At 52.2% G+C, this 12380-nt stretch carries 9 protein-coding genes; 6 read left to right on the top strand and 3 right to left on the bottom strand.

Features of this window, described 5'->3' with window-relative positions; all coding sequences use genetic code 11:
* Positions 1–546: 546 nt before the first annotated feature.
* Positions 547–819, top strand: a complete 273-nt coding sequence (locus AC3CB2_RS10910; protein WP_352932274.1) for a hypothetical protein — start codon at positions 547–549, stop codon at positions 817–819.
* A 215-nt stretch (positions 820–1034) separates the two neighbouring features.
* On the opposite strand, the gene AC3CB2_RS10905 is transcribed toward AC3CB2_RS10910, so the two are convergent.
* Positions 1035–2843, bottom strand: a complete 1809-nt coding sequence (locus AC3CB2_RS10905; protein ID WP_352932275.1) for a M2 family metallopeptidase — start codon at positions 2841–2843, stop codon at positions 1035–1037.
* Positions 2844–3247: 404 nt separating this feature from the next.
* Between AC3CB2_RS10905 and AC3CB2_RS10900 the strand changes: the two genes are divergently transcribed.
* The 5 genes from AC3CB2_RS10900 (at position 3248) to AC3CB2_RS10880 (ending at position 10145) form a co-directional block, all read left to right on the top strand.
* Positions 3248–4576 carry a flavin monoamine oxidase family protein gene (locus AC3CB2_RS10900; protein WP_352932276.1) on the top strand — a complete coding sequence of 443 codons (1329 nt, stop codon included), beginning with the start codon at positions 3248–3250 and terminating at the stop codon, positions 4574–4576.
* A 124-nt stretch (positions 4577–4700) separates the two neighbouring features.
* A complete protein-coding gene (wrbA, locus tag AC3CB2_RS10895; protein ID WP_352932277.1) occupies positions 4701–5297 on the top strand; it encodes an NAD(P)H:quinone oxidoreductase in 597 nt (198 codons plus the stop codon).
* A gap of 222 nt (positions 5298–5519) precedes the next feature.
* Positions 5520–6968 (top strand): MFS transporter, encoded by a 1449-nt coding sequence (locus AC3CB2_RS10890; RefSeq protein WP_352932278.1) that lies wholly within the window; start codon positions 5520–5522, stop codon positions 6966–6968.
* Positions 6969–7130: 162 nt separating this feature from the next.
* Complete coding sequence (aqpZ, locus tag AC3CB2_RS10885) at positions 7131–7835, top strand: aquaporin Z (protein WP_008550731.1); 705 nt, start codon at positions 7131–7133, stop codon at positions 7833–7835.
* Between the two features lie 234 nt (positions 7836–8069).
* Positions 8070–10145, top strand: a complete 2076-nt coding sequence (locus AC3CB2_RS10880; RefSeq protein WP_352932279.1) for a TonB-dependent receptor domain-containing protein — start codon at positions 8070–8072, stop codon at positions 10143–10145.
* Positions 10146–10329: 184 nt separating this feature from the next.
* Here AC3CB2_RS10880 and AC3CB2_RS10875 read toward each other — a convergent pair whose 3' ends face one another.
* Complete coding sequence (locus tag AC3CB2_RS10875) at positions 10330–11148, bottom strand: HesA/MoeB/ThiF family protein (protein ID WP_352932281.1); 819 nt, start codon at positions 11146–11148, stop codon at positions 10330–10332.
* A gap of 16 nt (positions 11149–11164) precedes the next feature.
* On the bottom strand, positions 11165–12250 hold the full coding sequence (gene hrcA, locus AC3CB2_RS10870; RefSeq protein ID WP_051125860.1) for a heat-inducible transcriptional repressor HrcA: 1086 nt from the start codon (positions 12248–12250) through the stop codon (positions 11165–11167).
* Positions 12251–12380: the final 130 nt, after the last annotated feature.

Raw genomic sequence — 12380 nt, 5'->3', positions numbered from 1 at the left:
CTTATGGTCGACATAGGAGGTTTGTTATTTCGTTATGAAGCTGGTTTATTTTGTTTTAATGACATTTTCACTGATAGAAGGCTCAAATAATTTAACTGAAGTGCTATTTTTAGTTTCATTAACTTTTGTAAGTATTTGGATTTTTTGAGCTTATACGCTTGTTGATGTAATTTTTGCTTTTGATTGGATTCTAATGCTGAGGAATTTTCTTTTGTTGCGAAAGGTATTCAGCAACACCTCCCCCACCTGCAGCATCTCCCCATTGACACCGCATGCATCTGGCGCCATTCTGTTTTTCGAGGCTTCACAACCTCTCCAAACAGCGGTTACCGCTCCCGATCGATTAGCGGATTTTTTGTGCCTGCTTTATAGGTAGTGCGCAAACCCTTTGCTATGAGCGGGAGGGCGGTGAATACAATACCTCCTTCGGGGGGGAATAAACTCGCCTGTCTGTTTGCAGGTTGTGAACCTCCCGCTCGCCAGCGGGCCGTCACAAGCTTGCTGTCGTCGCGGTCTTTCAACACCCTACAAACAGAGGGATTGAGAATGGACGACACCGCATGCGCATGTAGCGCCACAAACACGCTTCAAAACGAAATTGACGAAGTCATCATAGCCGTCTCGGATTTGGAAAATCTGGCTTATATGCAGCAATTAGTGCTGAATGAGCGGATGAAGGAATGCCGAGAACGCGATGCTTTGTTCACTCTGCAACAAGCCTTACGCGACCGACTGGAAGCATTAAGAAAAACCTGCGGAATACTGGAGCGGGTCGCCCATCCGCAGCCAATAAACTCCAAACTATCGCTTCTTGAATAAGTCACTGTGATCGGTGCCTGAAGTGTCTGCCATTACACCCCGCACGATCACCTCTTATAGGCGCCCTGCTGGTCTGCGGACCCACCACCCTTCCGCAGGCCAGCGCTTTGCTCCAAAAAGCCTCCAAACAAAACAAACCCCGCCATAAAAGACGGGGTTTGATAATATCCGGCGGACTTGTAGGGCATCAAGGCCGGCAGGATTACCTTGCTGGTCTACCAGCCGCAGGATTTGCCTTTGTTCTGCTCATCCAGATAGGCTTTGAGCGGAGCAAAATACTCAAGAATAGCGGTCGCATCGGCCTCACGGCTGCCAGTGAAAGCTTCCAGACTGTCCTGCCACGGCAGAGCGGAACCTGTTTCCAGCATCGCATTGAATTTCTTGCCAACTTCCTTGTTGCCATAGATGGAACACGCCGCCAGCGGTCCTTCCCAACCAGCAATGCGGCAGGCCTCACGGTAGAACTGGAACTGGAAGATATGCGCGAGGAAGTAGCGGGTGTACGGCACATTGTTTGGAATGTGGTACTTGGCACCTGGATCAAATGCATCTGCTGCCCGCTCAACCGGTGCTGCAACACCTTGATACTTCTCGCGAAGCTCCCACCAGCCGTCATTGTAGGTCTCTGGCGTCAGCTCACCATTGAACACCTTCCAGCGCCACTGATCCACCAGCAGGCCAAACGGAAGAAACGCGATCTTATCCAGAGCTTGCGCCATCAAAATGTTGGTATTCACCTCTTCTGAAGCATCCAGAGGCAGAAGGCCGATCTGTTTCAGATACTTAGGCGTAATGGAAAGGCTCACCATATCGCCAATTGCCTCATGGAACCCGTCATTCGGGTCATCCTGATACATGGGCGACTGGTGGTTATAGGCGCGTTGGTAAAAGTTGTGCCCCAGCTCATGGTGAACGGTGTTGAAGTCCTCCCCCGTCACCTCAGTGCACATCTTGATGCGCAGATCCTCTTTGCCATCCACGTTCCAGGCGGATGCATGACACTGCACATCTCGATCACGTGGCTCGGTGATCAAAGAGCGCTCGTAGAATGTCTCAGGCAGCGGATCAAAGCCAAGTGAGGTGAAGAACCCTTCCGCCGTCTGCACCATTTTCAGTGGCGTATAGTTCTGCTCCTCCAGAAGCTTGGTCAGGTCATAACCCTGCTCATCGCCTTCTGCCGCAACCAGCGGATAGATGTTGCCCCAGGATTGCGCCCACATATTACCCAGCAAATGCGCAGGGATTGGCCCATCCGCAGGCACTTTATCGGCACCGTAATGATCCACCAGCTTGCCGCGCACATAACAATGAAGGCTGTCGTAAAGTGGCTTCACCTCACCCCACAGGCGATCAACATCCTGCCGGAAATCATCTGGATCCATATCGTATTTGGAACGCCACATGGAGCCGGTGTCTTTAAAGCCAAGCTCCTGAGAACCTTGATTGGCGATACCAACCATCTCCGCGTACATGTCCTTCATGGGCGGAGAAACAGTGCGCCAGCCTCTCCAGACTTCCAGCAACTTGTCGTAATCACGGCTGGTCGCCATGATGCGGCTCAGCTTGGCAAGAGACAGTGCCTCACCATCAATCTCATACTTGCCGGTGCCATAGATGGTTTCCATCTCAGTGTTGAGCTGAGCAAGCTTCTTGATCTTGGCAGGGTCGTTTTCAGGTGCTGGCAGTGTCAGGTTCAGCTTCAAAAGCTTCATTTTGCGGGCAAGATCCGGCGGAAGATCAAGTCCATCAAACTGCTTTGTCTGGTTGGCGAGGGAAACGTAAAGCTTCGTGGTCCGCTCAGACATCAAAGCATTCAGCCAGTTGGTGTCATAAGTGATGAAGTTGGCATTCACCCACGCAATGCGGCCAGCTTCCTCTCCAATCTCCTGAATGGCTTTTTCTGAAGACTCGATGAATGCTTTCGCATCCTCAACCGTAATGGCCTTCTCCCCCTCAGCCTGTGCTGCACTCAGCGGAATGAGCGCAAGCGAAAGTGCAGGCAACACAGATAAAAAACGCTTCATGAGAGCCTCCCCCAACCATGGCGTACTTAAGAGATTTCAAATGTATTTCTTATGCATAATCTCTCTGTTATGCCGTTACGGTAAGGGTTTTATCCTGTAAGTCTAGCCCGTTTATCCGCGATATTTCTCCTATTTTGGCGATAAACTCGCAAAATTATTGCACGTGCATTAGCGGTAAATTGCAACCACTTAGTTCTCTTCAGCAGCTCTATGTCTATTCCTGAAGCTGGCTAACTATTGCGGTTCAGCACATCGTTTCTGGTGCGCAATGGTCACCATCGTGAATCACCAAAAGCAAGCGTTCTGTCACCCAGGTAAAAACGATCACGCAACGTTCACTTGCCTGCCTATATGTGCTGTGTTTAATCCCCTCAGGGTCACTATCCTCTTAATCTGAGTAGAACATGACAGAGATCTCCAGACGACAGCTCCTGCTCTCCGCCGCTGCCTTTTCCGCTGCTCCCCTCTTCATCGGGCGCGCTCAGGCAACGGATACGGATGTGGTGGTCGTCGGAGCTGGTGCCGCTGGCATCTCTACCGCTCGGGCACTGAAGAGCCGTGGCTACTCAGTCATCACCATCGAGGCATCAGGTCGTATCGGCGGAAGAATTCTGACTGATAATGAGAGCTTCGGCGTTCCATTCGATATGGGCGCCTCTCGCCTTCACAACCGGGAAAACAACCCTTTCGCAGATTATGGCCTCGCCAACGGCTTTGATATCTACCGCGCGCCTGATGAAACCCTCATGTACGTCGGCAATCGCCCGATAAATGACTCTGAACAAGCTGCGTTTTTTCAAGCACAGCGCAAAGCCCTCCGTGCCATGTGGCGTGCTGGCCGCGATGAATTGGACGTCTCTCCCGCTTCCGTCATTCCGGATCTGGGAGATTGGGGCCTGACCGTGGACTTCCTCATCGGTGCCTACGAAATCGCCAAGGATCTCGACAGCTTCTCCTGCGTGGATTGGTACACCGCAGCAGGCGGCAGCGACTTTTATTGCAGACAAGGCATCGGCACCCTGTTTCAGCATTCGGCCCGTGATGTTGCTGTACAAACTGATGTAACGGCAGAGAAAATTCGTTGGGGTGGGCAAGGTGTGACTGTCGAAACCAGTGAAGGCACTATCGCAGCAAAGGCGGTTGTCGTCACTGTCTCAACAGGTGTACTGGCCTCTGGAGATATTGAGTTCGATCCTCCGCTTCCGGTAAAAAAACAGGAAGCAATTCAAGAGCTTCCAATGGGTCACTATTTCCATGTCGGCCTACAGATGAGCAAAAACATCTTCGGCACCGGAGCTGATGCCTACTTCAACTACAAAGTGGATGAAGAAGTTAACGGCTCTCCTAAAGCCTTCGGCGCGCTCACCAACGCAGGCGGCACAGATCTTTGCTACTTCGATATGGGCGGAAACTTCGCCAAACACCTGCTCGAAGCAGGCAACAACGCAGCCTATGACTTTGTCGTTTCAGAACTGAAACGGATGTTTGGCAACCACATCGAAAAATACATCGTAGAGTCCAACAGCTACGACTGGCTGCATGATCCTTACACCTACGGCTCCTATGCCGCAGCCAAGCCTGGTGGGTTCTGGGCCAGAGATGAGATGCGCAAAAGCATTGCCGACCGCATTTGGTTCGCGGGTGAGGCCATGAGTGATGATGATTGGTCTACCATCGCTGGCGCCCACAAATCCGGCCTCATTGTTGCCGAGGAAATCTCAGAGGTTCTCTAGAGAGCTGACGGCCCAAGGCGATCTCATAGCCCCATAATTTCTGGATAGGATCAAACTACGGATTTTGTAGTGTTGCAGGACCTGATGACCAGCTACTCAGCCATCGTTTCCTGTAGGAGCACACATGACCAAAGTTCTGATCCTGTACTATTCCACCTACGGGCATATAGAAACGCTCGCCAATGCGATGGCTGAAGGCGTTGAAGCGGCAGGAGCGACACCAACAATCAAGCGTGTGCCAGAGCTGACGCCGGAAGATGTCGCTCGGGCACACAACTTCAAACTGGATCAACCAGCTCCAATCGCTGAACCAAATGAACTGGCCGATTATGATGCCATCATCTTTGGCACCCCAACCCGCTTCGGCAACATGGCTTCTCAAATGCGCAGCTTTCTGGATCAGACCGGTAGCCTATGGGTTCAGGGCAAACTGGCAGGCAAGGTCGGCAGTGTGTTCACATCCACCGGAACCGGCTCAGGCAATGAAACAACCATCAGCTCTTTCTGGACCACCCTCGCCCATCAGGGAATGGTCATCGTCGGACTGCCCTACACCTGCCCAGAAATCTCGGATATTTCGGAGGTACTGGGTGGTTCGCCTTATGGGGCAGGCACTATTGCAGGGGGTGATGGGTCGCTGAAGCCAAAGGAGAAAGAGCTGAACATGGCCCGCTATCAAGGAAAGCACGTCGCAGAAATCGCGAAAAAGCTCAGCGCCTGACACTCCCTCAAGGCCTCCGCCGAGATGGTAGATGAGTGTTGAAGTTGGCTCGTCCACGAGTTGTGCTAAATCCTGAGTGACCTGCATTTCTGCTTCAAAAGCTGATAAGATTTCTCGAAAATTGTCCTTGACCTCAACTTAACTTGAGGAGTTAGAACGCCCCAAAACGCCAGCGAAAAATATAAGAGTCCGCTGGTCAGATCGTTCTTGAAAGGAACTGAAATGCAGGAATCGGGCGCAAGCGCCAACAGCAGTTGGGCTGAACTGTTCACGGGCAAGCAAGCTATTGCTTCATTGGTCCTTTCTGGTGGGATCGCACTGCACGCCGTAAACACCTACATCTCCGCAACCATGCTCCCCTCCATCACCGCAGATATCGGCGGGCTGGACTATTATGCATGGAACACCAGTCTTTTCATTCTCGCAGCAATCCTCAGTGCCGCCGTGGCAGGCAAGGTGCTGCAACGCATTGGTGCCCGGCATTCATTCTTTCTGGCAGCTGTTGTGTTTATGACAGGCAGTGCACTGGCAGCTATTGCCCCCAACATGGGCGTGATGCTTCTGGGGCGGTCTGTTCAAGGCGCTGGCGGCGGCCTCATCTTCACCCTCTGCTATTCCATGATCGCATTCATGTATCCAGAGCGTCTCTGGTCCCGCGCCTTCGCGCTTCTTTCTGGCACATGGGGCATCACAACCCTGTTTGGCCCCGCCATTGGCGGCATTTTTGCTGAGCTTGGCGTCTGGCGTGCTGGTTTTGGTGTGCTGGTTCCGGTGACGATCCTTTACATCATGGCCACACTCGCCCTTTTGCCAAAGCATCAGGAAAACGGCGGCTCAGAGCACCCAATCCCGCTTGGTCAGCTGGCTCTTCTCGCAGGTTCCGTGCTCGTGCTTTCCATCACCAGCGTGTTTGAAGGCGCCATCTGGAGCATTCTCGGCTTCGCCCTTTCTATTGCAATGATCCTCACGCTGATGAAACGTGAGAAGAAGGCAGCCACCCGCCTTTTTCCAAAAGGAGCCTTGGAGTGGGGCTCGCCGTTGTTCTTTGTGTTTGCCAGTATGGCGCTCTTGATCCTCTGTGTGAATACGGAATTCTTCATGCCGTTCTATCTCCAGAAACTGTTCGCTGTTTCTCCGTTATGGGCTGGATACATTGCAGCAACGGTTTCAATTGGGTGGGCGTCCATGGAGGTCTATAGCGCCCGCTTTACTGACCAAGCTATGCGCCGCGTCGTGAACATCGGCCCTGTTCTCATGGCCATTGGCTTGATGACACTGGCCGTTATTTTGCCGATTGGCACTGCAGGAAACCTGATGGCGCTGATGGTAATCACCCTCGCTCTCATCTGCATCGGTGCCGGCATTGGTATCGGCTGGCCACATCTGGGCGTATTCGCGCTTCACTTGACGCCGGATGACGACAAGGAAAATGCAGCCTCCGCACTCGCAACCGTGCAGACTTTCGCAGTCGCATTCGGAACAGCGCTCGCTGGCCTCATTGCCAACTCAACCGGCTTTAACAGTACGGTTGGCACTGCAGGCATCGCCAATTCAGCCTTCTGGCTCTTCTCCAGCTTTGCTGTTTTCGGTGTTCTCGGATTTTTCAGTGCGCGCAAGATCACCAAGTGGCACGCCAGTCACGGTATGGAAGAGGCACAAGCTCAGACTTAAGGCCTTGACGAGAAATAGCTTTAGAGCGTCAGTGTAGTCCTTGTTTCTCCTAAAGATCTAGCAATGCTTGCTTAAGGCAATCATTAGATTGCAGATTGCCGTAAACGTAAGTTGGCAATCTCACTGTGATACCACCCTCAGAACAATATGAGGAGAAGTGTCATGTTGAGGAAACTTGGCGCAGAATTTGTAGGAACCTTTGCCCTGGTCTCCGCTGTGTGCGGCGGGGCATTGGTTTCTTACGCACCGGTTGAATGGTATGGCGGATCTGGCCTGCTGGGTGTGGCTTTCGCTGTTGGTCTTTCAGTTGTTTGTATGGCCTACGCTTTTGGCAATGTCTCAGGTGCTCATTTCAATCCATCGGTGACCATTGGCCTCTGGGCCGCCAAGCGGTTCCCAACCGCAGATGTAATCCCCTACATCATTGCTCAGGTCATTGGTGGTACAGCCGCCGCCTTCGTGTTCTGGACCATTCTCGCCCACGGCCCCGGTGATCCTCCAGGCTTCGCCTCCAACGGCTATGGAGAACACTCCAACGGTGGCTTCTCTGAAATCGCAGTGGCAATTACAGAAATAACCGTGACGGCCCTCTTCCTGATCGTGATCATCGGTGCAACCTCGAAAAAGGCTCCTGCGGCCCTTGCGCCACTCGCCATTGGCCTCATGCTGGCCTGCATGCACATCATCGCAATCCCGATTTCCGGTGCTTCTTTGAACCCAGCCCGCTCCACCGCAACAGCTATCGTCAACGGTGGTTGGGCTCTTGAGCAGCTCTGGATGTTCTGGTTTGCCCCAATCGTTGGCGCTTTAGTCGGAGCAGCTGTCTGCTGGATCATCGGCACCTGCGGGCGTGAAGAAACCGACTAACCGGCAGAATTTACAACGCAATTCAGCCCTGCTCACGTTTAAAAAGATGTGAGCAGGGCCTTTTACATCAGCTCATTCAATCCCCAGCTAGGGAAAACCCCTCAATTAAAACTTGACTATTATACTCATATTTATAAAACACAGCTAGAAACAACGTTTGCAAAATGCAGACTCAAGCTAGCTAAAGCAGCGTCTCAGCCAGCCACTCCCATACAAATTCAGACTGAGGCGATCATGTCTAATTCGCGCTACTCCCGTGCGGCCCTCCTGGCCAGCACGACCCTCTCGCTCGTCCTGATTTCTGCAGCTGTTTCAGCGCAGGAAGCCACACAACCTGCTGAAGTTGAGAGCCCAGCAACAATGCTGGATGAAATCATCGTTTCTGCAGGTAAAGAAAAAGTGGCGATTGATACGCCTCAGGCAGTCTCCTCCGTTTCACAAGAACAGATTGAAGCATCTCAGAGCAACACTCTGGGGGAGATTCTGAACACGGTGCCAGGCGTTACAACCATCAACGCCGATAATGCACTGGGCCAGTCTTTGAACATTCGCGGCATCGGTGGTGCGTTCGCCTCTGATGAAAACCGTATGATTATGCAGATTGATGGGGTTACATCATTCTTTGAGATGTACCGGGCAGGCTCATTCTTCTTCGACAGCGAGCTGTTAAAGGAGGTTGAAGTACTCCGCGGTCCAGCCTCCTCTACACTGTTCGGTTCAGGTGCAATAGGTGGTGTTGTTAGCGCACGGACGAAGGATGCAAGCGACTTCCTTGAAGGCGACGACAAACTGGCAGTTCGCACTAAAGCTCTTTGGGATTCAAATGGCAATGGCGCCCGCGGCACCGTCACCGTTGCTGCACGGCCTCTGGAAGATCTTGAGATGTTGCTGAATCTGAACTACGGACGTGACGGTGATTATGATGGTGCCGATGGTCAGGAACTTGGCAACTCTCGTATGACAGACCTCTCGGGTCTTGCTAAGCTCAAGTACAGCTTCGGAGCCAACAAAGACCAATCGCTTACTGCGAGCTATTTCAACGTCGAAAAATCTGGCAAAGGTCTCTATGACCAAATCACGTTCAGCCCGGGTTTTGGCTACGCTGATCAGGTCACAAATGAGCAACAGGCTGTACTGGCCTACGAAAATGCTTTTTCTAATAATGATTTGTTGGATCTCAAAGCACAGATTTCATGGAGTCAGACCCAGCGTGAGCTGGATGACATTACATTCCGGGCTGGGCCATCAGCACCATTGGGGACTGAGGCGGAGTATGTCTACAACACTTGGCAAGCAAAGCTGGAAAATACCTCAGAAGTGCAGTTCTCAGAAAGTTTGGATGCCTATTTCACTTATGGTGTTGAAGGCAAATACCATGAGCGTCTTAATCCACGCTTGAACCCAGATGGAAGCGTAACTCCTGGCTCGTCGTCCCATCCAGAGGGTGAGACACATTCAGTTGGTATTTTCGGGCAAGCTGAGTTTGTAATTAATGAGCGTCTTACACTCATTCCTGGGATGCGTGTTGACCACTCTCGCTTGAAACCAGGCAATGGAGTTGCTCTTCGGAAGGATTTGGATGAAACGGCGTATTCTCCAAAACTTGCAGCGATTTATGAGCTGACTGAATGGGTGAATGTGTTTGGTTCTGTATCGCACACAGAGCGCATGCCGGTGCTGGACGAAGTATTTTCCGGTGACGGTTTTACAGATCTTGGAAAAGAAAAATCCAACAACTTTGAAGCAGGTCTTGGGTTTAAGTTCAATGATGTGCTGCTAGCAAATGACAGCCTCCGCTTCAAAGTGACAGGCTTCTACAACAACATTGATAACTACCTTTACTCTTCTAGGGATCATGCGACGGGCAAAACAATCACGACAGCGATTGATGAAGCGCGGATCAAAGGTGTGGAGCTGGAAGCTGGATACTCTTCAGAGAGCTGGTATGGAAACCTGGGTGCATCTCTGACGCGCGGTGACAACCTCTCTGATGATGAGTACCTGGAAAGTGTTGCCGCCGATAACCTTTTTGTCTCAGTAGGTTATAAGTTCACTGACTACAATCTGGATGTTTCTTGGCGTTCTGATCTGTATGCTGAGCAAGATCGCGTGAATGAAGCTGCTGACGCATCCCCGGGATACGCACTGCATAGCGCACGTTTGGCATGGAAACCTGAAGATGGCTTCCTTGCGGGTTCTGAAGTTCGCGCAAGTGTAACCAACATTTTTGATCAAAAATACACAGCGCATCTAAGCGAAACAGAAGGCAAAGGTCGTTCCTTCAAGCTTAGCTTGGCGAAAACATTCTAAGCCTCTTTTCGGTGCGCTGTGAGTGCGGCGTGTCTGGCAATGCTGGTGAGACAGATTTGCCTGAATGAGGCTAGGCCCTTTGTGGCGGAGGGCTGGAGACGGCGGGGAAGCAATTCTCCGCCGCTTTCTTTTTACAGCGTATCGCTGAAAAGTGAGGGGCGCTTTAAGCCGTGATGAGAGCTATTTAGCCGTGCTCCGTTTCCAGCATCTCGGCCCAGGTCTTTGGAGTGTCGCCGTTAAGTGGGTTTTTCTTGGAGCGTTTGTATTTGATGGTCTCAAAATGCATGCTCAGGGTATCAGCCAGCAACATGCGCCCGATCAGGCCTTTTCCAAACCCAACAATCTCTTTAATCACCTCAAGAGCCTGAAGCGTACCGACAAGCCCGGTCAAGGCACCCAACACACCTGCTTCAGTACAGGTTGGGATGGAACCAGCTTCAGGGCGTTTCGGGAAAAGGCAGCGGTAGGTTGGGTTAATGTAGTTGCCATCCTCATCCTGCACGAAGGGCTTCAGCAGCGTAACAGATCCGTCAAACTGCCCCACAGCAGCGGTAACCAAAGGACGTCCGGCATAAAAACACGCATCCGAAACGAGATAGCGGGTAGCGAAGTTATCAGAGCCATCAACGACGATATGGTAGTCATTGATCAGCGCCATTGCGTTCTGCCCGTTGATGCGGGTCGGATGCGGAACGACGCGCACATTAGGGTTCAGGCGAGCAATCGCTTCCGCCGCGCTGGCGACCTTAGGCTCCCCCAGTTTCTCAGTATCATGGATGATCTGACGCTGAAGGTTGGAGAGAGACACAACATCATCATCAACAATGCCGATGGTGCCAACACCCGCCGCAGCAAGGTATTGCAGAACCGGAGCGCCAAGTCCTCCTGCTCCAATCACCAGAACACGCGCAGCTTTTAGTTTTTGTTGTCCTGGGCCGCCAACATCGCGCAGGACGATATGACGAGCGTAACGTTCCAGTTCAGAAGCTGTAAGGGAAAGCAAGTGGGACTCCAATAGTTTAGCCGAGCAGGCGGCTCACCAGTCGGGCTGTGTAATCCACCATGGGAATGACACGCGCATAGTTGAGACGAGTCGGCCCGATAACACCAAGAACGCCCACAACGCGCTGTTCACTATCGCGGTATGGGGAAACGATCAAGGAAGAACCGGAAAGCGAGAACAGCTTGTTTTCCGAGCCGATAAAAATACGTACGCCTTCACCGCCCTTGGCAAGATCCAGCAGCCGGATCAGCTCGCTCTTGTTTTCAAGATCATCAAACAACAGGCGAATGCGCTCCAAATCTTCCTTCGCGCCCACGTTTTCCAGCAGGTTGGAACGTCCACGCACGATCAGTGTGCCAGGATCATTCTTGTCCCCGCCCCAAACAGCAACACCGGCATCCACCACCTTAGAGGTGAGTGTATCCAGCTCCGCCTGAAACTCGTTTCGCTGCCGAACAAGCTCAGATTGCGCCTCGGCAAGGGTGCGATTGCGGATGATGGAGTTCAGGTAGTTAGAAGCTTCTGTCAGAGCGGAAGGCGGCAGGCCAGCAGGCAGATCAACAACACGGTTTTCGACCGAGCCATCCTCGCTCACCAGCACGACGAGCGCTTTCAGCGGCTCAATCTGCACAAACTCGATGTGGCGAAGTGTTGTGTCTGTCTTGTTGGAAAGGACAACTCCTGCCCCTCGACTCAAACCAGAGAGCATCTGGCTGGCTTCTGTGAGCACCTGTTCCGGTGTTTTATCTCCGCCCTTGGCTTTCACCTGAACAGCAATCTGCTGGCGCTCTTCCTTGGTCAAGTCTCCTACTTCAAGGAAACCATCCACGAATAGGCGCAATCCCGACTGTGTTGGCAGGCGGCCTGCGCTGGTATGCGGGGAATAGAGCAGCCCATGATGCTCCAGATCTGCCATCACATTGCGAATGGAGGCTGGAGAAAGAGGCTGGGAAAGACCGCGCGCAAGATTGCGGGAGCCAAGCGGTTCACCGGTATCAAGGTAGTTCTCGACGATACGCCTGAAGATCTCGCGGGAACGCTCATCAAGATCCTCAAGAGGGACAGAAGGAGGAACGCTCGTCACGGTATCGGTACTCCACATCAACAGCAGGTTTCGGGCAAAGGCCTCCTTCAATCCCTAGCACAGGACAATTGAACAGCCAAAACGCAATTTTAGCAGAAAATCAGCTCCCAAACCAAAACCAGCCTTTGCGCTTGCGGCAATCCGCAGC

It is taken from the genome of Pseudovibrio sp. SCP20 (genome assembly GCF_057774105.1).
This window is presented reverse-complemented; position numbering and strand designations above follow the sequence as displayed.

What these genes read in the sequence shown, in the direction of transcription:
- AC3CB2_RS10905 (WP_352932275.1), bottom strand. Translation starts at nt 2,843, where the DNA reads ATGAAGCGTTTTTTATCTGTGTTGCCTGCACTTTCGCTTGCGCTCATT.
- AC3CB2_RS10880 (WP_352932279.1), top strand. Translation starts at nt 8,070, where the DNA reads ATGTCTAATTCGCGCTACTCCCGTGCGGCCCTCCTGGCCAGCACGACC.
- aqpZ (WP_008550731.1), top strand. Translation starts at nt 7,131, where the DNA reads ATGTTGAGGAAACTTGGCGCAGAATTTGTAGGAACCTTTGCCCTGGTC.
- AC3CB2_RS10890 (WP_352932278.1), top strand. Translation starts at nt 5,520, where the DNA reads ATGCAGGAATCGGGCGCAAGCGCCAACAGCAGTTGGGCTGAACTGTTC.
- AC3CB2_RS10900 (WP_352932276.1), top strand. Translation starts at nt 3,248, where the DNA reads ATGACAGAGATCTCCAGACGACAGCTCCTGCTCTCCGCCGCTGCCTTT.
- wrbA (WP_352932277.1), top strand. Translation starts at nt 4,701, where the DNA reads ATGACCAAAGTTCTGATCCTGTACTATTCCACCTACGGGCATATAGAA.
- hrcA (WP_051125860.1), bottom strand. Translation starts at nt 12,250, where the DNA reads ATGTGGAGTACCGATACCGTGACGAGCGTTCCTCCTTCTGTCCCTCTT.
- AC3CB2_RS10910 (WP_352932274.1), top strand. Translation starts at nt 547, where the DNA reads ATGGACGACACCGCATGCGCATGTAGCGCCACAAACACGCTTCAAAAC.